The organism is Pseudescherichia sp., from assembly GCF_032052675.1.
Classification (GTDB): Bacteria; Pseudomonadota; Gammaproteobacteria; order Enterobacterales; family Enterobacteriaceae; genus Pseudescherichia.
In genome coordinates, this window is record NZ_DAMBWA010000023.1 from 1 (window position 1) to 26,905 (window position 26,905).

The window sequence follows — 26,905 nt, forward strand, 5'->3', positions numbered from 1 at the left end:
TCGCAATCCGTGAAGGCGGCCGTACCGTTGGCGCGGGCGTTGTTGCTAAAGTTCTCGGCTAATCGCTGATAACATTTGACGCAATGCGCATGAAAAGGGCATCATTTGATGCCCTTTTTGCACGCTTTCGAACCAGAACCTGGCTCATCAGTGATTTTTTTTGTCATAATCATTGCTGAGACAGGCTCTGTAGATGGCGTAAGAGCCGGAACATTTCGGTTAGGTTTGCCTCGCGTCCGCGGGGCAAAATGTTTTTCTGAATTCTTGTGACAGGTTGGTTTATGAGTGCGAATACCGAAGCTCAAGGGAGCGGGCGCGGCCTGGAAGCGATGAAGTGGGTTGTCGTTGCTGTATTGCTGATCGTAGCTATCGTTGGCAACTACCTCTATCGTGACATGATGCTGCCGTTACGCGCGCTGGCAGTAGTAATTCTTATTGCTGCAGCGGGTGGTGTCGCGCTGTTGACGACAAAGGGTAAAGCGACCGTTGCTTTTGCCCGTGAAGCGAGAACCGAAGTCCGTAAAGTGATTTGGCCAACTCGCCAGGAAACGTTGCACACCACACTGATTGTGGCCGCAGTGACCGCTGTTATGTCACTTATCCTGTGGGGACTGGATGGTATTCTGGTTCGCCTGGTATCCTTTATCACTGGCCTGAGGTTCTGAGATGTCTGAAGCCCCTAAAAAGCGCTGGTACGTCGTTCAGGCGTTTTCCGGTTTTGAAGGCCGCGTAGCAACGTCGCTGCGTGAGCATATCAAATTACACAATATGGAAGAGCTGTTTGGCGAAGTCATGGTGCCGACCGAAGAAGTGGTCGAGATCCGTGGCGGCCAGCGTCGCAAAAGCGAGCGCAAGTTCTTCCCGGGTTACGTTCTGGTCCAGATGGTCATGAACGACGCCAGCTGGCACTTGGTTCGCAGCGTGCCGCGCGTGATGGGCTTTATCGGCGGTACCTCTGACCGTCCGGCGCCGATCAGCGATAAAGAAGTTGACGCTATCATGAACCGCCTGCAGCAGGTTGGCGATAAGCCGCGTCCGAAAACCCTGTTTGAGCCGGGTGAAATGGTCCGCGTTAACGACGGTCCGTTTGCTGACTTTAACGGCGTGGTGGAAGAGGTGGACTACGAGAAGTCCCGCCTGAAGGTTTCCGTCTCTATCTTCGGTCGTGCGACCCCGGTGGAGCTGGACTTCGGCCAGGTCGAAAAAGCCTAATAACCCAGGCGATCAAAAAAGCGACGATTTATCCGTTGCACAAGGCGCGAGATTGGACTACAATTTCGCGCCTTTTGTTTTTATGGGTCATGTACCCGTAAAACACTATTTATCACGGGGAGCTTCGTTGAAGCGCTATTACCCAAACTGAGGATTTAAACATGGCTAAGAAAGTCCAGGCCTACGTCAAGCTGCAGGTTGCAGCTGGCATGGCAAACCCGAGCCCACCGGTTGGTCCGGCTCTGGGTCAGCAGGGTGTTAACATCATGGAATTCTGTAAAGCGTTTAACGCCAAAACGGATTCCATCGAGAAAGGTCTGCCGATTCCGGTTGTTATTACCGTTTACGCTGACCGTTCCTTCACTTTCGTTACCAAAACGCCTCCGGCAGCCGTTCTGCTGAAGAAAGCGGCGGGTATCAAGTCTGGTTCCGGCAAGCCGAACAAAGACAAAGTGGGTACTATTACTCGCGCTCAGCTGCAAGAAATTGCACAGACTAAAGCTGCGGACATGACTGGTGCTGACGTTGAAGCGATGACTCGCTCCATCGAAGGTACTGCACGTTCCATGGGCCTGGTAGTGGAGGGTTAAGAAATGGCTAAACTGACCAAGCGCATGCGTGTGATCCGTGAGAAAGTTGATGCGACCAAACAGTACGACATCAACGAAGCCATTGCTCTGCTGAAAGAGCTGGCCACCGCTAAATTCAACGAAAGCGTTGACGTTGCTGTTAACCTCGGCATCGACGCTCGTAAATCTGACCAGAACGTTCGTGGTGCAACCGTACTGCCTAACGGTACCGGTCGTTCCGTACGCGTAGCCGTATTTACCCAGGGCCCGAACGCTGAAGCAGCTAAAGCTGCTGGCGCAGAGCTGGTAGGTATGGAAGATCTGGCTGACCAGATCAAAAAAGGCGAAATGAACTTTGACGTTGTTATTGCTTCCCCGGATGCAATGCGCGTTGTTGGCCAGCTGGGCCAGGTTCTGGGCCCGCGCGGCCTGATGCCGAACCCGAAAGTCGGTACTGTAACCCCTAACGTTGCTGAAGCGGTTAAAAACGCTAAAGCAGGTCAGGTTCGTTACCGTAACGACAAAAACGGCATCATCCACACCACCATCGGTAAAGTGGACTTTGACGCTGACAAACTGAAAGAAAACCTGGAAGCCCTGCTGGTTGCGCTGAAAAAAGCTAAACCGACTCAGGCGAAAGGCGTGTACATCAAGAAAGTTAGCATCTCCACCACTATGGGTGCAGGTGTTGCGGTTGACCAGGCTGGTCTGAGCGCAGCGGCGAACTAATATTCGCCTTTACGTGGGCGGTGGATTTGTCTACAATCTTCGCCCACGAAAGATTTTCGGTTGGAGCCTGGCCTAATCCAGGCCTCCGTCCAAGACCGCAGGTGTCTCGTAAGAGACTTAATTCCCTGCGTAGACGGTGACAGAACCTGAAGACATTTTTTAAGTATCTTTGGCTTGTTTCTGCTCACCGTATTTAGACGCTCCCCTCTTTGAGGGGAGTGAAGTGAGTTCCAGAGCATGAGCTCTGGCAAACATCCAGGAGCAAAGCTAATGGCTTTAAATCTTCAAGACAAACAAGCGATTGTTGCTGAAGTCAGCGAAGTAGCCAAAGGCGCGCTGTCTGCGGTTGTTGCGGATTCCCGTGGCGTTACCGTAGATAAAATGACCGAACTGCGTAAAGCAGGTCGCGAAGCCGGCGTATACATGCGTGTTGTTCGTAACACCCTGCTGCGCCGTGTTGTTGAAGGTACTCAGTTCGAGTGCCTGAAAGACGCGTTCGTTGGTCCGACCCTGATTGCATACTCTATGGAACACCCGGGCGCTGCTGCTCGTCTGTTCAAAGAGTTCGCGAAAGCGAATGCAAAATTTGAGGTCAAAGCCGCAGCCTTTGAAGGTGAGTTGATCCCGGCATCGCAGATCGATCGCCTGGCAACCCTGCCGACCTACGAAGAAGCAATTGCACGCCTGATGGCAACCATGAAAGAAGCCTCTGCAGGCAAACTGGTTCGCACTCTGGCTGCTGTACGCGATGCGAAAGAAGCTGCTTAATCGCAGTTATCTTTATCAAGCATTCGCTTACGTATAAACTTATTCTGATATTCAGGAACAATTTAAATGTCTATCACTAAAGATCAAATCATTGAAGCAGTATCCGCTATGTCCGTAATGGACGTTGTAGAGCTGATCTCTGCAATGGAAGAAAAATTCGGTGTTTCCGCTGCTGCTGCTGTAGCTGTTGCTGCAGGCCCGGCTGAAGCTGCTGAAGAGAAAACTGAATTCGACGTAATTCTGAAAGCCGCTGGCGCTAACAAAGTTGCTGTTATCAAAGCAGTACGTGGCGCAACTGGCCTGGGTCTGAAAGAAGCTAAAGACCTGGTAGAATCTGCTCCTGCCGCTCTGAAAGAAGGCATCAGCAAAGATGACGCCGAAGCTCTGAAAAAATCTCTGGAAGAAGCTGGCGCTGAAGTTGAAGTTAAATAAGCCAACCCTTCCGGTTGCAGCCTGAGAAATTAGGCTGATGGCTGGTGACTTTTTAGTCACCAGCCTTTTTGCGCTGTAGGGTGTTAGTAGCGTTTCACACTGTTTGGCTACTGATTTCCTTCACAATGCTTGTTTCTATCGACGACTTAATATATTGCGACAGCGCGCCCGCGCTGTGTAAATCGCGATGAAATGGTTTAAGCGTGATAGCAACAGGCATTGCGGGAAGTGCTCCACTTTCCGGTCAACAAAATAGTGTTGCACAAACTGCCCCCGTCGTCGGGCAGATGGGTCGACTTGTCAGCGAGCTGAGGAACCCTAATGGTTTACTCCTATACCGAGAAAAAACGTATTCGTAAGGATTTTGGAAAACGTCCGCAAGTGCTGGACATTCCTTATCTCCTTTCTATCCAGCTTGACTCGTTCCAGAAGTTTATCGAGCAAGATCCTGAAGGACAGTATGGTCTGGAAGCGGCGTTTCGTTCCGTATTCCCGATCACAAGCTACAGCGGTAACTCCGAGCTGCAGTACGTCAGCTACCGTCTGGGCGAGCCTGTCTTTGATGTGAAAGAGTGCCAGATCCGCGGCGTGACCTACTCGGCACCGCTGCGTGTAAAACTGCGCCTGGTGATCTACGAGCGCGAAGCGCCGGAAGGCACCGTTAAAGACATCAAAGAGCAAGAAGTTTACATGGGCGAAATTCCGCTCATGACCGATAACGGTACCTTTGTTATTAACGGTACTGAGCGCGTCATCGTGTCTCAGCTTCACCGTAGTCCTGGTGTCTTCTTTGACAGCGACAAAGGTAAAACGCACTCTTCAGGTAAAGTGCTGTATAACGCGCGCATCATTCCTTACCGCGGCTCCTGGCTGGACTTCGAGTTTGACCCGAAAGACAACCTGTTCGTGCGTATCGACCGTCGCCGTAAACTGCCTGCGACCATCATTCTGCGCGCGCTGAACTACACCACTGAACAGATCCTTGACCTGTTCTTTGAAAAAGTTACTTTCGAAATCCGTGATAACAAGCTGCAGATGGAGCTGGTCCCGGAGCGTCTGCGTGGCGAAACCGCCTCGTTTGATATCGAAGCCGACGGCAAAGTGTATGTCGAAAAAGGCCGCCGCATTACCGCGCGCCACATTCGCCAGCTGGAAAAAGATGAGATCAAACACATCGAAGTTCCGGTTGAGTACATTGCGGGCAAAGTGGCTGCAAAAGATTACGTTGATACCTCCACCGGCGAGCTGATCTGCCCGGCGAACATGGAGCTGTCTCTGGACCTGCTGGCTAAACTGAGCCAGTCCGGCCACAAACGTATCGAAACGCTGTTCACCAACGATCTGGACCACGGTCCGTACATGTCCGAAACCGTACGTGTCGACCCGACCACCGATCGCCTGAGCGCGCTGGTAGAGATCTACCGCATGATGCGCCCTGGTGAACCGCCGACCCGTGAAGCAGCGGAAAGCCTGTTTGAGAACCTGTTCTTCTCCGAAGACCGCTACGATCTCTCTGCGGTTGGCCGTATGAAGTTCAACCGTTCTCTGCTGCGTGACGAGATCGAAGGTTCCGGTATCCTGAGCAAAGACGACATCATTGAAGTGATGAAGAAGCTCATCGATATCCGTAACGGTAAAGGCGAAGTGGATGATATCGACCACCTCGGCAACCGTCGTATCCGTTCCGTAGGCGAAATGGCGGAAAACCAGTTCCGCGTTGGCCTGGTACGCGTTGAGCGTGCGGTGAAAGAGCGTCTCTCTCTGGGCGATCTCGACACCCTGATGCCTCAGGATATGATCAACGCTAAGCCGATCTCTGCGGCAGTGAAAGAGTTCTTTGGCTCCAGCCAGCTGTCTCAGTTTATGGACCAGAACAACCCGCTGTCTGAGATCACGCACAAGCGTCGTATCTCTGCACTTGGCCCGGGCGGTCTGACCCGTGAGCGCGCAGGCTTTGAAGTTCGAGACGTACACCCGACCCACTACGGTCGCGTATGTCCTATCGAAACGCCTGAAGGTCCGAACATCGGTCTGATCAACTCCCTGTCCGTGTACGCACAGACTAACGAATATGGCTTCCTTGAGACGCCGTACCGTAAAGTTACCGACGGCGTTGTGACCGACGAGATTCACTACCTCTCTGCTATCGAAGAGGGTAACTACGTTATCGCCCAGGCGAACACCAACCTGGACGACGATGGTCGCTTTGTTGATGACCTCGTTACCTGCCGTAGCAAAGGCGAATCCAGCTTGTTCAGCAACGACCAGGTTGACTACATGGACGTTTCCACCCAGCAGGTGGTTTCCGTCGGTGCGTCCCTGATCCCGTTCCTGGAACACGATGACGCCAACCGTGCATTGATGGGTGCGAACATGCAACGTCAGGCGGTTCCGACCCTGCGCGCTGATAAGCCGCTGGTAGGTACCGGTATGGAACGTGCTGTTGCCGTTGACTCCGGTGTAACTGCGGTGGCTAAACGTGGCGGTACCGTTCAGTACGTGGATGCCTCCCGTATCGTTATCAAAGTTAACGAAGACGAGATGTACCCGGGCGAAGCGGGTATCGACATCTATAACCTGACCAAGTACACCCGTTCTAACCAGAACACCTGTATCAACCAGATGCCGTGTGTCTCTCTGGGTGAGCCGATCGAACGTGGCGACGTGCTGGCAGACGGCCCGTCCACCGACCTCGGTGAGCTGGCGCTGGGTCAGAACATGCGCGTCGCGTTCATGCCGTGGAACGGTTACAACTTCGAAGACTCCATCCTCGTTTCCGAGCGTGTGGTTCAGGAAGATCGTTTCACCACGATCCACATTCAGGAACTGGCGTGTGTGTCCCGTGACACCAAGCTGGGGCCGGAAGAGATCACCGCTGATATCCCGAACGTGGGTGAAGCTGCGCTCTCTAAACTGGATGAATCCGGTATCGTTTACATCGGTGCGGAAGTGACCGGTGGTGACATTCTGGTTGGTAAGGTAACGCCGAAAGGTGAAACCCAGCTGACGCCAGAAGAGAAGCTGCTGCGTGCGATCTTCGGTGAGAAAGCGTCTGACGTTAAGGACTCTTCTCTGCGCGTACCAAACGGTGTTTCCGGTACGGTTATCGACGTTCAGGTCTTTACTCGCGATGGCGTAGAGAAAGACAAACGTGCGCTGGAAATCGAAGAGATGCAGCTGAAGCAGGCGAAGAAAGACCTGTCTGAAGAACTGCAGATCCTCGAAGCTGGCCTGTTCAGCCGTATCCATGCCGTGCTGGTGTCCGGTGGCGTTGAAGCTGAGAAGCTCGACAAACTGCCGCGCGACCGCTGGTTGGAGCTGGGCCTGACCGACGAAGAGAAACAGAATCAGCTGGAACAGCTGGCTGAGCAGTATGACGAACTGAAACACGAGTTCGAGAAGAAACTCGAAGCGAAACGCCGCAAAATCACTCAGGGCGACGATCTGGCACCGGGCGTGCTGAAGATTGTTAAGGTGTATCTGGCCGTTAAACGTCAGATCCAGCCGGGTGATAAAATGGCGGGTCGTCACGGTAACAAGGGTGTTATCTCCAAGATCAACCCGATCGAAGATATGCCTTACGATGAGAACGGCACGCCGGTCGACATCGTACTGAACCCGCTGGGCGTACCGTCTCGTATGAACATTGGTCAGATCCTTGAAACCCACCTGGGTATGGCTGCAAAAGGCATCGGCGAGAAGATCAACGCCATGCTGAAGCAGCAGGAAGAGGTCGCGAAACTGCGCGAGTTCATCCAGCGTGCGTACGATCTGGGCACTGACGTTCGCCAGAAAGTTGACCTGAATACCTTCAGCGATGAAGAGGTTCTGCGTCTGGCTGAAAACCTGCGCAAAGGTATGCCAATCGCCACGCCGGTCTTCGACGGTGCGAAAGAGTCTGAAATCAAGGAGCTGTTACAGCTGGGTGGCCTGCCGACGTCCGGTCAGATCACGCTGTTCGACGGTCGTACCGGCGAGCAGTTCGAGCGCCAGGTTACCGTTGGCTATATGTACATGCTGAAACTGAACCACCTGGTTGATGACAAGATGCATGCGCGTTCTACCGGTTCTTACAGCCTGGTTACTCAGCAGCCGCTGGGTGGTAAGGCGCAGTTCGGTGGTCAGCGCTTCGGGGAGATGGAAGTGTGGGCGCTGGAAGCATACGGCGCGGCATACACCCTGCAGGAGATGCTCACCGTTAAGTCTGATGACGTGAACGGTCGTACCAAGATGTATAAAAACATCGTGGACGGCAACCATCAGATGGAACCGGGCATGCCTGAGTCCTTCAACGTACTGTTGAAAGAGATTCGTTCGCTGGGTATCAACATCGAACTGGAAGACGAGTAACTCTCGCTCAAACAGGTCACTGGTGCTGGGGTAATACCCGGCACCAGATTGTGCTAACTCCGACGGGAGCAAATCCGTGAAAGATTTATTAAAGTTTCTGAAAGCGCAGACTAAAACCGAAGAGTTTGATGCGATCAAAATTGCTCTGGCTTCGCCAGACATGATCCGTTCATGGTCTTTCGGTGAAGTTAAAAAGCCGGAAACCATCAACTACCGTACGTTCAAACCTGAGCGTGACGGCCTTTTCTGTGCGCGTATTTTCGGGCCAGTAAAAGATTACGAGTGCCTGTGCGGTAAGTACAAGCGCCTGAAACACCGTGGTGTGATCTGTGAGAAGTGCGGCGTTGAAGTGACCCAGACTAAAGTGCGTCGTGAGCGCATGGGCCACATCGAGCTGGCGTCTCCGACTGCCCACATTTGGTTCCTGAAATCGCTGCCGTCCCGTATCGGTCTGCTGCTGGATATGCCCCTGCGTGATATCGAGCGCGTGCTGTACTTCGAATCCTACGTGGTTATCGAAGGCGGCATGACCAACCTGGAACGTCATCAGATCCTGACTGAAGAGCAGTATCTGGACGCGCTGGAAGAGTTCGGTGACGAGTTCGACGCGAAGATGGGTGCGGAAGCTATCCAGGCCCTGCTGAAGAGCATGGATCTGGAGCAAGAGTGCGAGCAGCTGCGTGAAGAGCTGAACGAAACTAACTCCGAAACCAAACGTAAAAAGCTGACCAAGCGTATCAAGCTGCTGGAAGCGTTCGTCCAGTCTGGCAACAAGCCGGAGTGGATGATCCTGACCGTTCTGCCGGTTCTGCCGCCAGATCTGCGTCCGCTGGTACCGCTGGACGGCGGTCGTTTCGCAACGTCGGATCTGAACGATCTGTATCGTCGCGTGATCAACCGTAACAACCGTCTGAAACGTCTGCTGGACCTGGCTGCGCCTGACATCATCGTACGTAACGAAAAACGTATGCTGCAGGAAGCGGTAGATGCCCTGCTGGATAACGGCCGTCGTGGTCGTGCCATCACCGGCTCTAACAAGCGTCCGCTGAAATCTTTGGCCGATATGATCAAAGGTAAGCAGGGTCGTTTCCGTCAGAACCTGCTCGGTAAGCGCGTTGACTACTCCGGTCGTTCTGTAATCACCGTAGGTCCATACCTGCGTCTGCATCAGTGCGGCCTGCCGAAGAAAATGGCGCTGGAGCTGTTCAAACCGTTCATCTACGGCAAGCTGGAGCTGCGTGGCCTGGCCACCACCATCAAAGCCGCTAAGAAGATGGTTGAGCGTGAAGAAGCTGTCGTTTGGGATATCCTGGACGAAGTGATCCGCGAACACCCGGTACTGCTGAACCGTGCACCAACCCTGCACCGTTTGGGTATCCAGGCATTTGAACCGGTTCTGATCGAAGGTAAAGCGATCCAGCTGCACCCGCTGGTTTGTGCGGCATACAACGCCGACTTCGATGGTGACCAGATGGCAGTTCACGTACCGCTGACGCTGGAAGCCCAGCTGGAAGCGCGTGCGCTGATGATGTCTACCAACAACATTCTGTCTCCGGCGAACGGTGAACCTATCATCGTTCCGTCTCAGGACGTTGTACTGGGTCTGTACTACATGACCCGTGACTGTGTTAACGCCAAAGGCGAAGGCATGGTGCTGACTGGCCCGAAAGAAGCCGAGCGTATCTATCGCGCTGGCCTGGCCTCTCTGCATGCGCGCGTTAAAGTGCGTATCACCGAATACGAAAAAGATGAAAACGGCGAGTTCGTTGCGAAAACCAGCCTGAAAGACACGACCGTTGGCCGTGCCATTCTGTGGATGATCGTACCGAAAGGTCTGCCTTTCTCCATCGTCAACCAGGCGCTGGGTAAGAAAGCGATCTCCAAAATGCTGAACACCTGTTACCGCATTCTGGGCCTGAAACCGACCGTTATCTTCGCGGACCAGACGATGTACACCGGCTTTGCTTATGCAGCGCGTTCAGGTGCATCCGTTGGTATCGATGACATGGTCATCCCGGAGAAGAAATACGAGATCATCAGCGAAGCGGAAGCTGAAGTTGCTGAGATCCAGGAGCAGTTCCAGTCTGGTCTGGTAACCGCTGGCGAACGCTACAACAAAGTTATCGATATCTGGGCTGCGGCGAACGATCGTGTATCCAAAGCGATGATGGATAACCTGCAAACCGAAACCGTGATTAACCGTGACGGTCAGGAAGAGCAACAGGTCTCCTTCAACAGCATCTACATGATGGCCGACTCCGGTGCGCGTGGTTCTGCGGCACAGATTCGTCAGCTGGCGGGTATGCGTGGTCTGATGGCGAAGCCGGATGGCTCCATCATCGAAACGCCGATCACCGCGAACTTCCGTGAAGGTCTGAACGTACTCCAGTACTTCATCTCCACGCACGGTGCGCGTAAAGGTCTGGCGGATACCGCACTGAAAACGGCAAACTCCGGTTATCTGACCCGTCGTCTGGTTGACGTCGCGCAGGATCTGGTTGTTACCGAAGATGACTGTGGCACGCTGGAAGGCATCACCATGACCCCGGTTATCGAGGGTGGTGACGTTAAAGAGCCGCTGCGCGATCGCGTTCTGGGTCGTGTGACTGCGGAAGATATCCTGAAGCCGGGTACGGCGGACATTCTGGTTCCACGCAACACGCTGCTGCATGAGCAGATGTGTGACCTGCTGGAAGAGAACTCCGTTGACTCTGTGAAAGTGCGTTCCGTTGTATCCTGTGACACCGACTTTGGTGTGTGTGCCCACTGCTACGGTCGTGACCTGGCGCGTGGCCACATCATCAACAAAGGTGAGGCTATCGGCGTTATCGCAGCACAGTCCATCGGTGAGCCGGGTACACAGCTGACCATGCGTACGTTCCACATCGGTGGTGCGGCATCGCGTGCGGCTGCTGAATCCAGCATCCAGGTGAAAAACAAAGGTAGCATCAAGCTCAGCAACGCGAAGTCGGTTGTGAACTCTGCCGGTAAACTGGTAGTGACCTCCCGTAACACCGAGCTGAAGCTGATCGACGAATTCGGTCGTACCAAAGAGAGCTATAAAGTGCCTTACGGTGCTGTTATGGCCAAGGGTGATGGCGAGCAGGTTGCCGGCGGTGAAACCGTAGCAAACTGGGATCCGCACACCATGCCGGTAATCACCGAAGTGGCTGGTTTCATCCGCTTCACCGATATGATCGACGGCCAGACGATTACTCGTCAGACCGACGAGCTGACCGGTCTCTCCTCGCTGGTGGTTCTGGACTCTGCAGAACGTACCGCGGGTGGTAAAGATCTGCGTCCGGCCCTGAAAATCGTTGATGCCAACGGTAACGACGTTCTGATCCCGGGCACCGACATGCCGGCTCAGTACTTCCTGCCGGGTAAAGCGATTGTTCAGCTGGAAGATGGCATTCAGATCGGTGCGGGTGATGCCCTGGCGCGTATTCCTCAGGAATCCAGCGGTACCAAGGATATCACCGGTGGTCTGCCGCGCGTTGCGGACCTGTTCGAAGCACGTCGTCCGAAAGAGCCGGCAATCCTGGCTGAGATCAGCGGTATTATCTCCTTCGGTAAAGAGACCAAAGGTAAACGCCGTCTGGTGATCACCCCGGTTGATGGTAGCGATCCGTACGAAGAGATGATCCCGAAATGGCGTCAGCTCAACGTGTTTGAAGGCGAGCGTGTAGAGCGTGGTGACGTGGTTTCCGACGGTCCGGAAGCACCGCACGACATCCTGCGTCTGCGTGGCGTTCATGCGGTAACCCGTTACATCGTGAACGAAGTGCAGGACGTTTACCGTCTGCAGGGCGTTAAGATCAACGATAAGCACATCGAAGTTATCGTGCGTCAGATGCTGCGTAAAGCAACCATCGCTAACGCGGGAAGCTCCGACTTCCTGGAAGGCGAGCAGGTTGAATACTCTCGCGTTAAGATCGCCAACCGCGATCTGGAAGCGAACGGCAAAATCGCGGCAAGCTATGCTCGCGACCTGCTGGGTATTACCAAAGCGTCTCTGGCAACCGAGTCCTTCATCTCCGCGGCATCGTTCCAGGAGACCACGCGTGTGCTTACCGAAGCAGCCGTTGCGGGCAAACGCGACGAACTGCGCGGTCTGAAAGAGAACGTTATCGTGGGTCGTCTGATCCCGGCTGGTACCGGTTATGCGTACCACCAGGATCGTATGCGCCGTCGCGCCGCTGGCGAACTGCCGGCAGCACCGCAGGTTACTGCTGAAGACGCTTCTGCCAGCCTGGCAGAGCTGCTGAACGCAGGCCTGGGCGGTTCCGACAACGACTAACGCTGCTTTCCGCTAATAAAAAACCCGCTTCGGCGGGTTTTTTTATGTCTATTTACTGGGTCAACGGCAGCCGTCGGTATAGCTCGATCATATCCCCGGCCAGATCCTGGATCACCATCGCATTCATCAGATGATCCTGGGAGTGAACGGTGATCAGATTCACCGGCAGCTTGCCGACGCCTTCGTCGAGACCTATCAGCTCGGTCTGGATTTTATGCGCGTGCTTCACGAACTCGCGCGACTCGTCCATTGCCTGCTCTGCGCCCGCAAAGTCGCCTTTGCGCGCCAGCTGCAATGCGGTAAGCGCCTGGCTGCGTGCCGCCCCGGCGTTAACCAGCAGCTCCATAATGGTGGTTTCGAGATCCTCCATACGATTCACTCCAGCAGCTTCAGGGCTTTATCGAGCACGACATCACCCTTCATCATGCCGTAGTCCATCATATCGATCACCGCGACCTTCTTGCCTAGCGGCTCCGCCTGCGCCTGCAGTTTCGCCTGCTCATACTTCACCTGCGGACCAAGCAGGATGATATCCGCCTCGGTGAGGTTCTCCTTAAACTCGGAAACCGGAACCGCCTTAATAGAGACCTCGACACCTTTTTTCTGCGCCGCATCTTTCATGCGTTGAACCAACATGCTGGTGGACATACCCGCTGCACAGCATAAGACGATGTTTTTCATAGCCAGCCTCGACAACGATGGGATAAATAAACATTAATCCCACCGTCTGGTTCAACAACCGCCTTACCCTGATTGTGTGTGGAGTATCACAAACAATTCTTACGAACGAAATCCGCTCACCTTAAATCCGTTCGTCCCAGGTAGCTGTCCCAGTCTTTCCACACCGGTTGCAGGCCGTTGCGCAGCAGGGCGCTGGCAACCTCCTCCGGGCGGCGGCCATCGTGCGGTGCAAACTGCTCCAGCTCAGGGTGATTGTCGGCGTAGCCGCCGGGCTGGGTTTTCGAGAAGGCGCTGACGCTGGTGATGCCCAGCGGAACAACGCGATCGCGGAACCACGGCGACTCCCGCGTAGAGAGGGAAAGTTCCACGTCGGGTGCCAGCAGGCGGAAGGCGCAGATGGTCTGCACCAGCTGACGCTCATCCATTAGCGAGGCGGGTTCAATTCCCCCAGCGCACGGACGCAGGCGCGGAAAGGAGATAGAGTAGCGGCTCTGCCAGTAGTGCTGCTGGAGCCAGAGCAGATGCTCCGCCACCATGTAGCAATCCACCCGCCAGCTGTCGGAGAGGCCCACCAGCGCGCCAAGGCCAATCCTGTCGATACCCGCCCGGCCAAGCCGGTCCGGCGTCTCCAGCCGCCAGAAGAAATCCTGCTTATTGCCCTTCAGGTGATGACGGGCGTAGGTCGCCTCATGATAGGTCTCCTGGTAGACCATCACTCCGTCCAGCCCCAGCGTTTTAAGCTCGGCATACTCCGCCTGCGACAGCGGCTGCACCTCCATCTGCAGCGAGGCGAACTGGCGGCGAATGGTCGGGAAGTGGCGGCGAAAGTAGTCCATTCCCACCTTCGTCTGATGCTCGCCGGTCACCAGCAGCAGATGCTCAAAACCCATCTCGCGGATCGCCGCGCACTCGCGCAGGATCTCCGCTTCGTCCAGCGTCTTGCGTTTGATGCGGTTGCTCATGGAGAAGCCGCAGTAGGTGCAGTCGTTGGCGCACAGGTTAGAGAGATAGAGCGGGACGTAGAGGCCGACGGCGTTGCCAAAGCGCTGACGGGTGAGACGCTGTGAGCGCTGGGCCAGCGGCTCCAGATAGTCGCTGGCGGCAGGGGAGAGCAGGGCCATCATGTCATTACGAGTCAGGTGGGTGGCCGCCAGCGCCCGTTCAACATCGGCGCGAGTCTTGCTGTGGATGCGCAGCCGGATATCCTCCCAGTCCAGCTGTCGCCAGTAGTCACTAAAGGTCTTCATAGGCTGGCCTCCAGAAAGCCAGTCAGCGGGCTGGTGGCGCTGGCAAGGCTGTTCACCGCGCCCGGCCCCGCCTGACGTGCCAGCATTCCGGCTTCAACGGCCAGCTTAAACGCGCGGGCCATCGCCACCGGATCCCTGGCAACGGCAATCGCGGTATTCACCAGCACCGCGCTGGCCCCCATCTCCAGCGCCTCAGCCGCATGGCTGGGAGTGCCGATCCCGGCGTCGACTACCACCGGCACGCTCGCCTGGGCGATGATAATCTCCAGCATGGCACGGGTGGCCAGGCCCTGGTTGGAGCCAATCGGTGAGCCGAGCGGCATCACGGCGGCGCAGCCTGCCTCCTCCAGCCGTCGGCACAGCACCGGATCGGCACTGCAGTAGGGCAGCACCACGAAGCCCTCTTTGACCAGCATCTCTGCTGCTTTCAGGGTCTCAACCGGATCGGGCAGCAGCCAGCGTGCATCGGGGTGGATCTCCAGCTTCAGCCAGTGGGTGCCCAGCGCCTCGCGCGCTAGCCGGGCGGCAAATACCGCCTCTTCGGCTGTTTTCGCGCCGGAGGTGTTCGGCAGCAGCGTAACGCCTGCCTCCAGCAGCGGGGCGAGGATCGCATCGTTACGCTGGCGCAGGTCGACGCGCTTCATCGCCAGGGTGACCAGCTGGCTACCCGAGGCGCGGATCGCATCGGTCATCAGCTGCGATGAGGCAAACTTGCCCGTTCCGGTAAACAGGTGTGATTCAAACGTTTTATCTGCAATACGTAACATGTCAGCCTCCGGCGATAACCTGAAAGAGCAGGATCCGATCGCCATCCCGCAGTTGATGATGATCCCAGCGATCGCGGGGTATAACCTGCTGGTTGAGCGCCAGCGCCGTTCCCGGCTTGAGCTGGTTAAGCTGCTCCAGCAGTCCGTGCAGGGTTAGCGACTCTGCACACTGCATGGGCTCGTCATTGAAGAGGATGCGCATCTCGCCCTCCACAAACCGGGCAGCCTGCCGCCCGCTGGAGCCCAAGCGTGCGCCAGTGGTGCTTGCGCCCGTCGAACAGCCGCAGCTCGCCTTCCGCCACCTGCATGCCGCTGAGCAGCTTTAACGCCTCCAGCGCCTGCAGCGTGCCCATCATCCCCACCACCGGTCCAATAACGCCCGCCGTGCGGCAGTTGCGCTGCGGCTCTTCGTCGTCGGACCATAGACAGCGATAGCAGCCGTGCGCCCACGGGGGAGTGAGCACCATCAGCTGGCCACCGAACCCTACGGCGCTGGCGGTGATCAGCGGCGTATTCAGCGCCACGCAGGCGGCGTTAATCGCCTGGCGCGTCGCCATGTTATCGGTGCAGTCGAGCACCGCGTCGGCCTGGGCCACCTGCTGGCGGAGCGCCTCGCCCTCCAGACGCGTCTTCAGGGTAATCAGCTCAACGTGTGGATTGAGCTGCTGTAAACGCTGGCGGGCCGCGTCGGTTTTGGGCTGATTGATATCGTTGCTGGTAAACATAATCTGCCGCTGCAGGTTGCTCAGATGCACCGCGTCATCGTCGGCAAGCACCAGCGTCCCGACGCCAGCCGCCGCCAGATAGAGCGCGGCGGGGGAGCCTAAGCCGCCAAGGCCGATAATCAGCACCCGGCTGGCGAGCAGCCTTCGCTGACCGTCGATGGCGATATCCTCCAGCAGGATCTGCCGGCTGTAGCGCATAAAGTCGCTGTCATTCATCGCCCACCCCCGCCAGATCGATAAGCTGCCGGGTGGCGCTGCGCCAGTCCGCTGCCTGGGTGATGGCGCTTACCACGGCAATGCTGCCAACGCCGGTTGCCAGCACCTGCGGCGCCCGCGCGAGGCTGATGCCGCCGATGGCGACCGTTGGGTAATTCTGCAGCCGGGCAACGTGGCGGGCCAGCTGCGCCAGGCCCTGCGGCGCGGAGGGCATCTGCTTGGTCTGGGTCGGGAAGACATGCCCGAGGGCGATGTAGGAGGGGCGGGCGGCCAGCGCAACGTCAATTTCCATATCATCATGGGTGGAGACACCCAGGCGCAGACCCGCAGTGCGGATCGCGCTAAGGTCCGTTGTCTCCAGATCCTCCTGCCCCAGATGCACGCCGTAAGCGTCATGTTTAATGGCTAGCCGCCAGTAGTCGTTAATAAACAGCCGGGCAGCGTAGCGCTTGCCCAGCGCAATGGCCGCCGCGACGTCGGCTTCAACTTCATGGTCCTGCTTATCTTTGATCCGCAGCTGGAGGGTACGCACGCCCGCCTCCAGCAGGCGCTCAATCCACATCACGCTGTCGACAACCGGATAGAGGCCCAGGCGGAAGGGCACCGGTGGGAAGTCGGGCTGATACATCAGGCCTCCTCCTTCTTGAGATAGATTTCGCCGCCGCGGGCGCGGAAGTCGTTCGACATATCGTTCATGCCGACCTCAATCGCCTGGGCTGCGGCATAGTCACGCACCTCCTGGCTGATCTTCATTGAGCAGAACTTAGGTCCGCACATAGAGCAGAAGTGGGCCACCTTGCCCGACTCCTGGGGCAGGGTCTCATCGTGGTAGGCGCGGGCGGTGAAGGGGTCGAGGGCGAGGTTAAACTGATCCTCCCAGCGGAACTCAAAACGCGCTTTTGACATGGCGTTATCGCGGATCTGCGCCCCAGGGTGGCCTTTAGCAAGGTCGGCGGCGTGGGCGGCAATCTTGTAGGTAATCAGTCCCTGCTTCACATCTTCCTTGTTCGGCAGGCCAAGATGTTCTTTAGGCGTCACATAGCAGAGCATGGCGCAGCCAAACCAACCGATCATCGCCGCGCCAATGCCGGAGGTGAAGTGGTCATAGCCCGGCGCGATGTCGGTGGTCAACGGCCCGAGGGTATAGAATGGCGCTTCATGGCAGTGCTCCAGCTCTTCGGTCATGTTGCGACGGATCATCTGCATCGGCACGTGGCCCGGACCTTCAATCATCACCTGCACATCGTACTCCCAGGCGATTTTGGTCAGCTCGCCCAGGGTATGCAGCTCGGCAAACTGCGCCTCATCGTTGGCATCCTGAATCGAGCCGGGGCGCAGGCCGTCACCCAGCGACAGGGAGACGTCGTAGGCGGCGCAGATTTCGCAAATCTCGCGGAAGTGCTGATAGAGGAAGTTCTCCTGATGGTGAGAGAGGCACCACTTGGCCATGATCGAGCCGCCGCGGGATACGATGCCGGTGAGGCGGTTCGCGGTCATCGGCACGTAGCGCAGCAGCACCCCAGCGTGGATGGTGAAGTAGTCCACCCCCTGTTCGGCCTGCTCCAGCAGGGTCTCGCGGAAGGTTTCCCAGGAGAGATTCTCGGCGATGCCGTTGACCTTCTCCAGCGCCTGGTAGATAGGGACGGTGCCAATCGGGACCGGGCTGTTGCGCAGGATCCACTCCCGCGTCTCATGGATATTGCGGCCGGTGGAGAGGTCCATCACCGTGTCTGCACCCCAGCGGGTGGCCCACACCAGCTTCTCTACCTCCTCTTCAATGGAAGAGGTCACCGCCGAGTTGCCGATGTTAGCGTTGACCTTCACCAGGAAGTTGCGACCGATAATCATCGGCTCAGATTCGGGGTGGTTGATGTTGGCAGGAATAATGGCGCGCCCGGCGGCGATCTCATCACGAACAAATTCCGGCGTGATATTCTCCGGCAGGCGTGCACCAAAGCCTTCCCCCGGATGCTGACGACGCAGCACCTCGCCACGAATGCGCTCCCGGCCCATGTTTTCACGCAGGGCGATAAACTCCATCTCCGGCGTCACGATCCCCTGTCGGGCGTAGTGCAGCTGGGTGACCCACTTCCCGGTACGGCCAGCGATCCACGCGGATCGGATCTTCGCGATCCCTTTCTCTACGTCGATCGCAACCTCTGGATCGCCGTAGGGGCCAGAGGTGTCGTACACCGGGATCGCCTCGTTCTCTTCAAACTGGGGCTCTGCTTTGCTGCCGCCGATAAGCGTCGGGCTAAGCTGGATCTCACGCATCGGCACGCGGATGTCGTCCCGGGAGCCCTGAATATAGATACGCGTTGAGTTAGGGAAGGTGGTGCCCTCCAGCGTGTTGATAAAGCGCTGGGCGGCGGCGCGCTGTTCGCGGCGGGTAGGTTTGGTTGTAGACTCAGACATAGCTCATTCCATAAAAAGTTAAGGACGTGGCTTGTCAGAACGACGGATGAAGCAAGAGATGCGTGCAGCCCGGAGAGGCACACGCCAGCAGATTGACTCTTGTTCCCTTCGCAGGTTCTAACCTGATCAGGTTCCGCGGATCCCGAATTAACGGTCTCAGCCGGTGCTTGCGCACTCGGCACTCCGACAAGAAAAACCCCCGTGTTGCAGGGGGCAGGTAAATTAAACTACGCGTTAATGCTTAAGAACTCAAGCAGGGCGAGCGATGTTGCTGTCGTCGTTAGCGCTCTCTGCCAGGTTGAAATCGAACGCCAGTACGATCAGCTGATCCTCCAGCGTAAAGCGTGCGGCCAGCGCTTCGCCAATGCCGGAAAGCGCTTCCTGGAACTCCAGGCAGTTATCGTCGTCGATGGCGTTCTCAAGATTTGAGTCGTAGTAGCTCATGATCTGCTGAGTATTGGCTTCCAGCTGCGGATAAATTTGCGTGGCGGCTAAAAGTGGGCTGGTCCCTTCCATTTCGCTGATAATTTGTTCATAAATACTGAAGTGTCCAGCGGAAAGGTAATCGACCAGATTGTGGCAAAAGTCGTCCAGGGCCTTCTCATCCAGCTCTGTAAAGGACTCCTTGCCCGGCTTAATGCCCACCAGGTTGTAATACGATACCAGCAAATGCTTGCGCACCTGTAGCCAGTGATCGACTAGTTTATTACTTCCGCCTACGCGCGCCGTCAGGCTTTCCAGGTGGTTTAGCATGATTAACTCCGTGGTTTAAGATAAAAAAAGTGTTCACCCAAAATATGTAAAAATGATGTAACCAACATGCCAGTGTCGCTAAGGTAGTGCAACAGATTATGGAACGTGTCATCGAATTAACCGATCAGGGCTGGTGGATCGTCAGCCATGAACAAAAATTATGGTTGCCCGCTGGAGAATTACCACACGGCGAGGCAGTAAATTTTGATCTTGTGGGCCAGCGCGGGTTAATTATCGGCGAGTGGCAAGGGGAATCGGTGTGGCTGGTTCGTCAGCCCCGGCGCCAGGATATGGGCTCGGTACGTCAGCTGATGGACCAGGACGTCGGTCTATTCCAGCTTGCCGGACGCGGCGTACAGCTGGCGGAGTTCTATCGTTCGCATAAGTTCTGCGGCTATTGCGGCCACACCATGCATCCGAGCAAAACCGAATGGGCGATGCTCTGCGGCGGCTGTCGCGAGCGCTACTACCCGCAGATTGCCCCCTGCATCATCGTCGCGATCCGCCGTGACGACCACATTTTATTGGCCCAGCACACCCGCCATCGCAACGGCATCTATACCGTGCTTGCGGGTTTTGTCGAGGTAGGTGAGACTCTTGAGCAGACCGTTGCCCGCGAGGTGATGGAGGAGAGCGCCATCCGAGTGAAAAACCTGCGCTACGTTACCTCCCAACCGTGGCCGTTCCCGCAATCCCTGATGACCGCTTTTATGGCCGAGTATGACAGCGGCGATATCACCATCGACCCTAACGAACTGCTGGACGCGGGCTGGTATCGCTATGACCAGCTGCCACTGCTGCCACCGCCGGGCACGGTAGCGCGTCGGCTCATTGAGGATACGGTAGCACTATGCCGTGCAGAGTATGAGGGGCGGGCAGAGTATGAGTGAAGCAGAGGGCGGCGTGTTACAATAACGGTCTGACGCATTGAGGAACTGCAAAATGACCGAACTGAAAAACGATCGTTACCTGCGCGCGCTGCTGCGCCAGCCCGTAGATATCACGCCGGTATGGATGATGAGACAGGCCGGGCGCTATCTGCCGGAGTACAAAGCCACGCGCGCCCAGGCGGGCGATTTTATGTCGCTGTGCAAAAACGCCGAGCTGGCCTGCGAGGTCACCCTGCAGCCGCTGCGTCGCTATCCCCTTGATGCCGCCATTCTGTTCTCAGATATCCTGACTATCCCTGATGCGATGGGGCTGGGACTCTACTTTGAAGCCGGGGAGGGCCCGCGCTTTAGCCTGCCGATTACCGGTAAAGCCGACGTTGAGCGGCTGCCGATCCCCGATCCAGAGCAGGAGCTGGGCTACGTGATGAATGCCGTGCGCACCATCCGCCGTGAGCTGAAGGGTGACGTGCCGCTGATTGGCTTCTCCGGTAGCCCGTGGACGCTGGCGACCTACATGGTCGAGGGCGGCAGCAGCAAGGCCTTCACCGTGATCAAGAAGATGATGTATGCCGAGCCGCAAACCCTGCACATGCTGCTGGAGAAGCTGGCGAAAAGCGTCACGCTCTATCTCAACGCGCAGATTAAAGCCGGTGCGCAGTCGGTGATGATTTTCGACACCTGGGGCGGGGTGCTGACCGGGCGCGACTACCAGCAGTTCTCGCTCTACTACATGCATAAGATTGTTGACGGCCTGCTGCGGGAGAATGAGGGCCGCCGCGTGCCGGTCACCCTGTTTACCAAAGGTGGTGGACAGTGGCTGGAAGCAATGGCGGAGACCGGCTGTGACGCGCTGGGCCTCGACTGGACCATCGATATTGCCGATGCGCGTCGTCGCGTAGGGCATAAGGTCGCCCTGCAAGGCAATATGGACCCATCGATGCTCTATGCACCCCCGGCCCGCATCGAAGAGGAAGTCGCGACTATACTTTCTGGTTTCGGCCAGGGCGAAGGCCACGTCTTTAACCTCGGCCACGGTATTCATCAGGATGTGCCGCCTGAACATGCGGGCGCATTTGTAGACGCGGTGCATCGTCTTTCGGAGCAATATCACCGCTAAGGAGCATATATGGATCTCGCGTCGCTACGCGCTCAGCAAATCGAACTTGCCTCATCGGTGATCCGCGAGGATCGCTTTATCAACGATCCCCCGGCATTTATCGGCGGCGCGGACGTCGGCTTTGAGCAGGGTGGCGAAGTGACCCGAGCGGCGATGGTACTGCTGAAGTACCCGTCGCTGGAGCTGGTGGAGTACCAGGTGGCGCGGATTGCCACCACCATGCCCTATATCCCCGGCTTTCTCTCCTTCCGTGAATATCCCGCGCTGATGGCGGCGTGGGATATGCTGTCGCAAAAACCCGATCTGCTGTTCGTTGACGGACACGGTATCTCGCATCCGCGCCGTCTCGGCGTCGCCAGCCACTTTGGCCTGCTGGTGGACGTGCCGACTATCGGCGTGGCGAAGAAACGCCTGTGCGGCAAGTTTGAGCCGCTCTCGCCTGAGCCAGGCGCGCTCGCGCCGCTGATGGACAAAGGCGAGCAGCTTGCCTGGGTGTGGCGCAGCAAGGCGCGCTGCAATCCGCTGTTTGTCGCCACCGGCCATCGGGTAAGCGTGGACAGCGCACTGGCGTGGGTTCAGCGTTGTACACAAGGCTACCGTCTGCCGGAGCCGACCCGCTGGGCCGATGCCGTGGCGTCGCGGCGTCCGGCATTTGTGCGATGGCAGGAAATTCAGCCCTGATTCAGGTACACTGCGGCTAATTTCCGATAGCGAGAGTTCACCATGTTACAAAACCCTATTCACCTGCGCCTGGAGAGGCTGGAGAGCTGGCAGCACGTCACCTTTATGGCCTGCCTGTGCGAGCGCATGTATCCGAACTACGCCATGTTCTGCCAGCAGACCGGCTTCGGTGACGCGCAGCTTTATCGCCGCATTGTTGACCTGATTTGGGAGACGCTGACGGTGAAAGACGCGAAGGTGAATTTCGACAGCCAGCTGGAGAAGCTGGAAGAGGCGATCCCGGCGGCAGAGGATTACGATCTCTACGGCGTCTATCCGGCCATCGACGCCTGCGTTGCTTTAAGCGAGCTGCTGCACTCGCGCCTGAGCGGTGAGACCCTTGAGCACACCATTGAGGTGAGCAAGACCTCGATCACCACGGTCGCGATGCTGGAGATGACCCATGCAGGCCGCGAAATGACCGATGAGGAGCTGAAAGCGAACCCGGCCGTAGAGCAGGAGTGGGATATTCAGTGGGAAATATTCCGACTTTTGGCTGACTGCGAAGAACGCGATATTGAGCTGATTAAAGGGCTACGCGCGGACTTACGCGAGGCGGGTGAGAGCAATATCGGTATACTTTTGCAGCAATGAGACAACAAAACGTGATTTAACGCCTGTTTTGTCTCTCTGGAAGGCTTCCCATTGGCCCCCCGTCTGGTCTACATTTGGAGGGCGAAAAAAAGTGGCTATCGGTGCGTGTATGCAGGAGAGTGCTTTTCTGGCATTTTCGTCGCACTCGATGCTTAGCAAGCGATAAACACATTGTAAGGATAACTTATGAACAAGACTCAACTGATTGATGTAATTGCAGACAAAGCTGACCTGTCTAAAGTACAGGCGAAAGCTGCCCTGGAATCCACCCTGGCTGCTATTACTGAGTCTCTGAAAGAAGGCGATGCTGTACAACTGGTTGGTTTCGGAACCTTCAAAGTGAACCACCGCGCTGAGCGTACTGGCCGCAACCCGCAGACCGGTAACGAAATCAAAATCGCCGCAGCTAACGTGCCGGCATTTGTTTCTGGCAAAGCTCTGAAAGACGCAGTTAAATAAGACCGCGTGACAGCGAAAAGTTTTGATGAGGGGGCGTTTACGCCCCTTTTGTCTGTCTGGCGTCGCACGCTGACGCTGGCTGGCCTGCTGTTGCTGACCGCCTGCAGCCACAATGATTCGCTGCCGCCTTTTACCGCCAGCGGCTACGCGGGCGACCACGGCGCGGTGCGCATATGGCGTAAGGACGACGGCGACGCCGTTCATCTCCTTACAGCGTTTAGTCCGTGGCGCAGCGGAGATACCTCTATCAGCGAATACCGCTGGCAAGGCGATCGGTTGGCGCTGATCGAACTCAATGTCTACGGCACGCCGCCGGAACATATTCGTGCCCGCTTTGACGAGCGCGGCGAACTCAGCTTTATGCAGCGAGAGGTCAACGGTCAGAAGCAGCAGCTCTCCAGTGACCAGATCGCTCTCTACCGCTATCGTGCCAACCAGATCCGCCAGACCAGCGATGCCCTACGCCAGGGCCACGTCATGCTGCGTCAGGGACGCTGGCACCGCGATGGCTCAGTAACCACCTGTGAAGGCCAAACCATTAAGCCCGATTTCGAACCGCAGGCGCTGAGCCATATTCAGCGTCGTCAGCAGCACTCCTCAGCGGACGTCAGCCTTGCGTGGCTGGAGGCGCCGGAAGGGACGCAGCTACTGCTGGTGGCAAACGAAGATTTTTGTACCTGGCAACCGCAGGCGAAGAGTTTCTGAAGGGGCTGAGACAGGGCGGATAAGCGCAAGCGCCTGGCCGCCCTTTAGAGTTTACTGCTGCTCTTCCCGCGCAATAGCGCGATAGCCAATATCCTGGCGGCTGAAGCTGCCATCCCAGTGAATATCTGCCATTAACGTATAGGCGTTCTTCTGCGCTTCGGCAACGGTGTTACCCAGGGCGGTGGCACAGAGCACCCGTCCGCCACTGGTAAGCACCTGGTCATCGTCAGCGAGCGTGGTACCGGCATGGAATACCTTACCGCCAACGCTCTCCAGCGGCAGGCCGTGGATCACATCGCCGGTGCGGTAGTTGCCCGGGTAGCCACCTGCGGCGATCACCACGCCGAGAGAGGCGCGATCGTCCCACTCTGAGGTTTTCTCATCGAGCTTGCCTTCGCAGGCGGCCAGACACAGCTCCACCAGGTCAGACTTCATGCGCAGCATAATCGGTTGCGTTTCCGGATCGCCAAAGCGGCAGTTGAACTCGATAACCTTCGGATTACCCTGCTTATCGATCATCAGCCCGGCATAGAGGAAACCAACGTAGGTATTGCCTTCCGCCGCCATGCCTTTCACGGTTGGCCAGATCACGCGTTCCATAGTGCGCTGGTGCACCTCACTGGTCACCACCGGCGCAGGAGAGTAAGCCCCCATGCCGCCGGTGTTCGGCCCGGTATCACCGTTGCCGACGCGCTTATGATCCTGACTGGTGGCCATCGGCAGAACGTGCTCGCCGTCGACCATCACAATAAAGCTCGCCTCTTCACCGTCGAGGAACTCTTCGATAACGATACGGTGCCCGGCGTTGCCAAAGGCGTTGCCTGCCAGCATATCGTGTACCGCAGCTTCTGCCTCTTCCAGCGTCATCGCCACAATAACGCCTTTACCGGCGGCCAGACCGTCGGCTTTAATGACGATCGGCGCGCCTTTCTTACGCAGGTAAGCCAGCGCGGGCTCAACCTCGGTAAAGTTCTCATACTCCGCGGTGGGAATGTTGTGGCGAGCCAGGAAATCTTTGGTGAAGGCTTTAGAGCCTTCAAGCTGGGCGGCACCCTGCGTTGGGCCAAAGATTTTCAGCCCTGCCGCCTGGAATGCATCCACCACGCCAATCACCAGCGGCGCTTCCGGACCAACGATAGTCAGATCGATCTTCTCGTTCTCGGCGAAGCTCACCAGGGCAGGGATATCCGTCGCGCTAATGGCGACGTTCTGCAGAGTGGGTTCCAGCGCTGTACCAGCGTTGCCGGGCGCAACAAAAACGGTGCTTACCAGCGGGGACTGGGCTGCTTTCCACGCCAGAGCATGTTCGCGTCCGCCGTTACCAATAACTAATACTTTCATTCTCTGCTCCGTGAATTAATGGCGGAAGTGACGCATGTCGGTGAAGATCATCGCAATGCCGTGCTCGTCGGCGGCGGCAACGACTTCATCATCGCGGATAGAGCCGCCCGGCTGGATCACGCAGGTCACGCCCACGGCTGCTGCGGCATCAATACCGTCCCGGAACGGGAAGAAGGCGTCGGAGGCCATCGCGGAACCTTTCACCTCCAGTCCTTCATCACCGGCTTTGATACCGGCAATTTTCGCGGAGTAGACGCGGCTCATCTGGCCTGCGCCGATGCCGATAGTCATCTTATCTTTGGCATAAACAATGGCGTTAGATTTAACAAACTTGGCCACTTTCCAACAGAAGAGGGCATCGCGCATCTCCTCTTCGGTCGGCAGGCGCTTGCTCACCACGCGCAGCTCTTTGTTGGTAACCATGCCGAGATCGCGATCCTGAACCAGCAGGCCGCCGTTAACGCGTTTGAAATCGAGGCCCGCTACACGCTCGGCCCACTTACCGCAGGTCAGGACGCGGACGTTCTGTTTGGCAGCGGTAATCTTTAATGCCTCTTCCGTCGCGGAGGGGGCAATGATCACCTCAACAAACTGGCGGGAGATGATCGCCTGAGCGGTATCGGCATCCAGCTCGCGGTTAAAGGCAATAATGCCGCCGAAAGCCGAGGTCGGATCGGTTTTATAGGCGCGATCGTACGCGCTGAGAATGGAGTCGCCTACCGCCACGCCGCACGGGTTCGCATGCTTGACGATCACACAGGCCGGCTCGTTAAACTCTTTCACACACTCCAGCGCCGCGTCGGTGTCGGCGATATTGTTATAGGAGAGCGCTTTGCCCTGCACCTGGGTAGCCGTTGCTACGGAGGCCTCTTTAACGCCTTCTTCTATATAGAAGGCAGCCTGCTGGTGGCTGTTTTCGCCGTAGCGCATATCCTGCTTCTTAATAAAGTTCAGATTCAGGGTGCGCGGGAAGCGGCCTGCGGGCTCTTTAGTTTCACCGTGGTACGCCGGAACCAGGCTACCGAAGTAGTTAGCAATCATGCTGTCATAAGCGGCGGTGTGCTCGAAGGCTTTAATTGCGAGGTCAAAACGGGTCTCAAGGGTGAGAGAACCTTCATGAGCATCCATCTCTTTAATAATGGCATCGTAGTCACTGCTCTTTACCACAATCGCGACGTCTTTATGGTTCTTAGCAGCGGAGCGCACCATAGTAGGGCCGCCGATATCGATATTCTCTACGGCGTCTTCCAGCGAGCAGCCTTCGCGAGCTACGGTCGCGGCAAAGGGATAGAGGTTTACCACCACCATATCGATAGGGTCGATGCCATGCTGGGCCATAATCCCATCATCCTGGCCGCGACGGCCAAGGATACCGCCGTGCACTTTCGGGTGCAGGGTCTTTACTCGTCCATCCATCATTTCCGGGAAGCCCGTGTAATCGGAGACTTCGGTGACCGGCAGGCCTTTATCTGCCAGCAGACGGGCAGTACCGCCGGTGGAGAGCAGCTCCACGCCGCGCTGGGAGAGAGCCTGAGCGAATTCGACGATACCGGCCTTATCAGAAACACTGAGCAGAGCGCGGCGGACTGGACGTTGTTGCATGGTATAAATCCCCGGGATTTGAACATTACAGAGAGCGTTAGCTGAATTTTTCTCTAAAAACTCAGCTAACGCCCCACAAGGGGCCGCCTTTAATAAGCAAGGGCATTTTAACGAAAACGTTTGCGCATCGCTCGTAAATTTTCATTTTTTCGTGGCTGTGTGGATAACTCTGTGTGTAAAAAGGTATAAGGCCGCGTTTTGCTGTGGAATGCAGCAGTCAGTCATTTTTCTGCAATTTAACTATTGCGGGCGCTCGAGAACTCCCTATAATGCGCCTCCATCGACACGGCGGATGTGAATCACTTCACACGGT

General features: G+C 56.7%; 25 protein-coding genes and 1 riboswitch. Of the genes, 14 read left to right on the forward strand and 11 right to left on the reverse strand.

From position 1 onward, the window contains the following. The first annotated feature begins 281 nt into the window (after nucleotides 1–281). From secE to rpoC, 8 genes are all read left to right on the forward strand, one after another. Nucleotides 282–665, forward strand: coding sequence for a preprotein translocase subunit SecE (gene secE, locus RTX96_RS20235; RefSeq protein WP_003862342.1), 384 nt, complete (start codon nucleotides 282–284; stop codon nucleotides 663–665). A 1-nt stretch (nucleotide 666) separates the two neighbouring features. Further along, on the forward strand, nucleotides 667–1,212 hold the full coding sequence (gene nusG / locus RTX96_RS20240; RefSeq protein ID WP_007665882.1) for a transcription termination/antitermination protein NusG: 546 nt from the start codon (nucleotides 667–669) through the stop codon (nucleotides 1,210–1,212). A gap of 161 nt (nucleotides 1,213–1,373) precedes the next feature. Continuing rightward, a complete protein-coding gene (rplK, locus tag RTX96_RS20245; protein WP_042395618.1) occupies nucleotides 1,374–1,802 on the forward strand; it encodes a 50S ribosomal protein L11 in 429 nt (142 codons plus the stop codon). Nucleotides 1,803–1,805: 3 nt separating this feature from the next. Continuing rightward, a complete protein-coding gene (rplA, locus tag RTX96_RS20250; RefSeq protein WP_103821842.1) occupies nucleotides 1,806–2,510 on the forward strand; it encodes a 50S ribosomal protein L1 in 705 nt (234 codons plus the stop codon). Between the two features lie 270 nt (nucleotides 2,511–2,780). Continuing rightward, nucleotides 2,781–3,278 (forward strand): 50S ribosomal protein L10, encoded by a 498-nt coding sequence (rplJ, locus tag RTX96_RS20255; protein WP_002438625.1) that lies wholly within the window; start codon nucleotides 2,781–2,783, stop codon nucleotides 3,276–3,278. Between the two features lie 66 nt (nucleotides 3,279–3,344). Next, nucleotides 3,345–3,710, forward strand: a complete 366-nt coding sequence (gene rplL, locus RTX96_RS20260; protein ID WP_003033114.1) for a 50S ribosomal protein L7/L12 — start codon at nucleotides 3,345–3,347, stop codon at nucleotides 3,708–3,710. A 321-nt stretch (nucleotides 3,711–4,031) separates the two neighbouring features. Beyond that, on the forward strand, nucleotides 4,032–8,060 hold the full coding sequence (rpoB, locus tag RTX96_RS20265; protein ID WP_103821843.1) for a DNA-directed RNA polymerase subunit beta: 4,029 nt from the start codon (nucleotides 4,032–4,034) through the stop codon (nucleotides 8,058–8,060). A gap of 76 nt (nucleotides 8,061–8,136) precedes the next feature. Next, complete coding sequence (gene rpoC / locus RTX96_RS20270; RefSeq protein ID WP_103821844.1) at nucleotides 8,137–12,360, forward strand: DNA-directed RNA polymerase subunit beta'; 4,224 nt, start codon at nucleotides 8,137–8,139, stop codon at nucleotides 12,358–12,360. Between the two features lie 52 nt (nucleotides 12,361–12,412). Here rpoC and RTX96_RS20275 read toward each other — a convergent pair whose 3' ends face one another. The 9 genes from RTX96_RS20275 to rsd all read right to left on the reverse strand — a co-directional run bounded on the left by RTX96_RS20275 (nucleotide 12,413) and on the right by rsd (nucleotide 19,164). Next, nucleotides 12,413–12,730, reverse strand: coding sequence for a PTS lactose/cellobiose transporter subunit IIA (locus tag RTX96_RS20275; protein WP_103821845.1), 318 nt, complete (start codon nucleotides 12,728–12,730; stop codon nucleotides 12,413–12,415). A gap of 5 nt (nucleotides 12,731–12,735) precedes the next feature. Then, a complete protein-coding gene (locus tag RTX96_RS20280; protein ID WP_103821846.1) occupies nucleotides 12,736–13,041 on the reverse strand; it encodes a PTS sugar transporter subunit IIB in 306 nt (101 codons plus the stop codon). A 116-nt stretch (nucleotides 13,042–13,157) separates the two neighbouring features. Beyond that, nucleotides 13,158–14,288, reverse strand: coding sequence for a 2-iminoacetate synthase ThiH (gene thiH, locus RTX96_RS20285; protein WP_312671898.1), 1,131 nt, complete (start codon nucleotides 14,286–14,288; stop codon nucleotides 13,158–13,160). After that, a complete protein-coding gene (gene thiG / locus RTX96_RS20290; protein ID WP_103821848.1) occupies nucleotides 14,285–15,055 on the reverse strand; it encodes a thiazole synthase in 771 nt (256 codons plus the stop codon). The genes thiH and thiG overlap by 4 nt, the downstream gene beginning before the upstream one ends. A gap of 1 nt (nucleotide 15,056) precedes the next feature. Further along, a complete protein-coding gene (thiS, locus tag RTX96_RS20295) occupies nucleotides 15,057–15,257 on the reverse strand; it encodes a sulfur carrier protein ThiS (protein WP_312671899.1) in 201 nt (66 codons plus the stop codon). Next, nucleotides 15,238–15,996 carry a HesA/MoeB/ThiF family protein gene (locus RTX96_RS20300; protein ID WP_312671900.1) on the reverse strand — a complete coding sequence of 253 codons (759 nt, stop codon included), beginning with the start codon at nucleotides 15,994–15,996 and terminating at the stop codon, nucleotides 15,238–15,240. The genes thiS and RTX96_RS20300 overlap by 20 nt, the downstream gene beginning before the upstream one ends. Then, nucleotides 15,989–16,624: a thiamine phosphate synthase gene (gene thiE, locus RTX96_RS20305; protein ID WP_103821851.1), complete on the reverse strand. Its 636-nt coding sequence runs from the start codon at nucleotides 16,622–16,624 to the stop codon at nucleotides 15,989–15,991. Before thiE ends, RTX96_RS20300 begins: the two co-directional genes overlap by 8 nt. Then, a complete protein-coding gene (thiC, locus tag RTX96_RS20310) occupies nucleotides 16,624–18,411 on the reverse strand; it encodes a phosphomethylpyrimidine synthase ThiC (RefSeq protein WP_312671901.1) in 1,788 nt (595 codons plus the stop codon). Before thiC ends, thiE begins: the two co-directional genes overlap by 1 nt. 86 nt (nucleotides 18,412–18,497) lie before the next feature. Then, a riboswitch (TPP riboswitch) is annotated at nucleotides 18,498–18,607 on the reverse strand. A gap of 53 nt (nucleotides 18,608–18,660) precedes the next feature. Further along, nucleotides 18,661–19,164, reverse strand: a complete 504-nt coding sequence (gene rsd / locus RTX96_RS20315) for a sigma D regulator (RefSeq protein ID WP_103821853.1) — start codon at nucleotides 19,162–19,164, stop codon at nucleotides 18,661–18,663. A gap of 98 nt (nucleotides 19,165–19,262) precedes the next feature. On the opposite strand from rsd, the gene nudC reads away from it, so the two are divergent. From nudC to RTX96_RS20345, 6 genes are all read left to right on the forward strand, one after another. Further along, nucleotides 19,263–20,054 carry an NAD(+) diphosphatase gene (nudC, locus tag RTX96_RS20320; protein WP_312671902.1) on the forward strand — a complete coding sequence of 264 codons (792 nt, stop codon included), beginning with the start codon at nucleotides 19,263–19,265 and terminating at the stop codon, nucleotides 20,052–20,054. A gap of 52 nt (nucleotides 20,055–20,106) precedes the next feature. Further along, a complete protein-coding gene (hemE, locus tag RTX96_RS20325; protein WP_312270054.1) occupies nucleotides 20,107–21,171 on the forward strand; it encodes a uroporphyrinogen decarboxylase in 1,065 nt (354 codons plus the stop codon). Between the two features lie 9 nt (nucleotides 21,172–21,180). Beyond that, nucleotides 21,181–21,852 (forward strand): deoxyribonuclease V, encoded by a 672-nt coding sequence (gene nfi, locus RTX96_RS20330; protein ID WP_103821856.1) that lies wholly within the window; start codon nucleotides 21,181–21,183, stop codon nucleotides 21,850–21,852. A gap of 42 nt (nucleotides 21,853–21,894) precedes the next feature. Continuing rightward, complete coding sequence (locus RTX96_RS20335) at nucleotides 21,895–22,485, forward strand: YjaG family protein (protein WP_268106480.1); 591 nt, start codon at nucleotides 21,895–21,897, stop codon at nucleotides 22,483–22,485. Between the two features lie 186 nt (nucleotides 22,486–22,671). Next, complete coding sequence (hupA, locus tag RTX96_RS20340; RefSeq protein WP_032615913.1) at nucleotides 22,672–22,944, forward strand: nucleoid-associated protein HU-alpha; 273 nt, start codon at nucleotides 22,672–22,674, stop codon at nucleotides 22,942–22,944. A 6-nt stretch (nucleotides 22,945–22,950) separates the two neighbouring features. Further along, entirely contained in the window at nucleotides 22,951–23,649 is a 699-nt protein-coding gene (locus tag RTX96_RS20345) for a DUF1481 domain-containing protein (RefSeq protein WP_103821858.1), read from the forward strand. 51 nt (nucleotides 23,650–23,700) lie between these two features. Here RTX96_RS20345 and purD read toward each other — a convergent pair whose 3' ends face one another. Next, nucleotides 23,701–24,990, reverse strand: a complete 1,290-nt coding sequence (gene purD / locus RTX96_RS20350) for a phosphoribosylamine--glycine ligase (RefSeq protein ID WP_312671903.1) — start codon at nucleotides 24,988–24,990, stop codon at nucleotides 23,701–23,703. Nucleotides 24,991–25,005: 15 nt separating this feature from the next. After that, nucleotides 25,006–26,592, reverse strand: a complete 1,587-nt coding sequence (purH, locus tag RTX96_RS20355; RefSeq protein ID WP_103821860.1) for a bifunctional phosphoribosylaminoimidazolecarboxamide formyltransferase/IMP cyclohydrolase — start codon at nucleotides 26,590–26,592, stop codon at nucleotides 25,006–25,008. Nucleotides 26,593–26,905 lie beyond the last annotated feature (313 nt).

What these genes read in the sequence shown, in the direction of transcription:
- secE (WP_003862342.1), top strand. Translation starts at nt 282, where the DNA reads ATGAGTGCGAATACCGAAGCTCAAGGGAGCGGGCGCGGCCTGGAAGCG.
- nusG (WP_007665882.1), top strand. Translation starts at nt 667, where the DNA reads ATGTCTGAAGCCCCTAAAAAGCGCTGGTACGTCGTTCAGGCGTTTTCC.
- rplK (WP_042395618.1), top strand. Translation starts at nt 1,374, where the DNA reads ATGGCTAAGAAAGTCCAGGCCTACGTCAAGCTGCAGGTTGCAGCTGGC.
- rplA (WP_103821842.1), top strand. Translation starts at nt 1,806, where the DNA reads ATGGCTAAACTGACCAAGCGCATGCGTGTGATCCGTGAGAAAGTTGAT.
- rplJ (WP_002438625.1), top strand. Translation starts at nt 2,781, where the DNA reads ATGGCTTTAAATCTTCAAGACAAACAAGCGATTGTTGCTGAAGTCAGC.
- rplL (WP_003033114.1), top strand. Translation starts at nt 3,345, where the DNA reads ATGTCTATCACTAAAGATCAAATCATTGAAGCAGTATCCGCTATGTCC.
- rpoB (WP_103821843.1), top strand. Translation starts at nt 4,032, where the DNA reads ATGGTTTACTCCTATACCGAGAAAAAACGTATTCGTAAGGATTTTGGA.
- RTX96_RS20275 (WP_103821845.1), bottom strand. Translation starts at nt 12,730, where the DNA reads ATGGAGGATCTCGAAACCACCATTATGGAGCTGCTGGTTAACGCCGGG.
- RTX96_RS20280 (WP_103821846.1), bottom strand. Translation starts at nt 13,041, where the DNA reads ATGAAAAACATCGTCTTATGCTGTGCAGCGGGTATGTCCACCAGCATG.
- thiH (WP_312671898.1), bottom strand. Translation starts at nt 14,288, where the DNA reads ATGAAGACCTTTAGTGACTACTGGCGACAGCTGGACTGGGAGGATATC.
- thiG (WP_103821848.1), bottom strand. Translation starts at nt 15,055, where the DNA reads ATGTTACGTATTGCAGATAAAACGTTTGAATCACACCTGTTTACCGGA.
- thiS (WP_312671899.1), bottom strand. Translation starts at nt 15,257, where the DNA reads ATGCGCATCCTCTTCAATGACGAGCCCATGCAGTGTGCAGAGTCGCTA.
- RTX96_RS20300 (WP_312671900.1), bottom strand. Translation starts at nt 15,996, where the DNA reads ATGAATGACAGCGACTTTATGCGCTACAGCCGGCAGATCCTGCTGGAG.
- thiE (WP_103821851.1), bottom strand. Translation starts at nt 16,624, where the DNA reads ATGTATCAGCCCGACTTCCCACCGGTGCCCTTCCGCCTGGGCCTCTAT.
- thiC (WP_312671901.1), bottom strand. Translation starts at nt 18,411, where the DNA reads ATGTCTGAGTCTACAACCAAACCTACCCGCCGCGAACAGCGCGCCGCC.
- rsd (WP_103821853.1), bottom strand. Translation starts at nt 19,164, where the DNA reads ATGCTAAACCACCTGGAAAGCCTGACGGCGCGCGTAGGCGGAAGTAAT.
- nudC (WP_312671902.1), top strand. Translation starts at nt 19,263, where the DNA reads ATGGAACGTGTCATCGAATTAACCGATCAGGGCTGGTGGATCGTCAGC.
- hemE (WP_312270054.1), top strand. Translation starts at nt 20,107, where the DNA reads ATGACCGAACTGAAAAACGATCGTTACCTGCGCGCGCTGCTGCGCCAG.
- nfi (WP_103821856.1), top strand. Translation starts at nt 21,181, where the DNA reads ATGGATCTCGCGTCGCTACGCGCTCAGCAAATCGAACTTGCCTCATCG.
- RTX96_RS20335 (WP_268106480.1), top strand. Translation starts at nt 21,895, where the DNA reads ATGTTACAAAACCCTATTCACCTGCGCCTGGAGAGGCTGGAGAGCTGG.
- hupA (WP_032615913.1), top strand. Translation starts at nt 22,672, where the DNA reads ATGAACAAGACTCAACTGATTGATGTAATTGCAGACAAAGCTGACCTG.
- purD (WP_312671903.1), bottom strand. Translation starts at nt 24,990, where the DNA reads ATGAAAGTATTAGTTATTGGTAACGGCGGACGCGAACATGCTCTGGCG.
- purH (WP_103821860.1), bottom strand. Translation starts at nt 26,592, where the DNA reads ATGCAACAACGTCCAGTCCGCCGCGCTCTGCTCAGTGTTTCTGATAAG.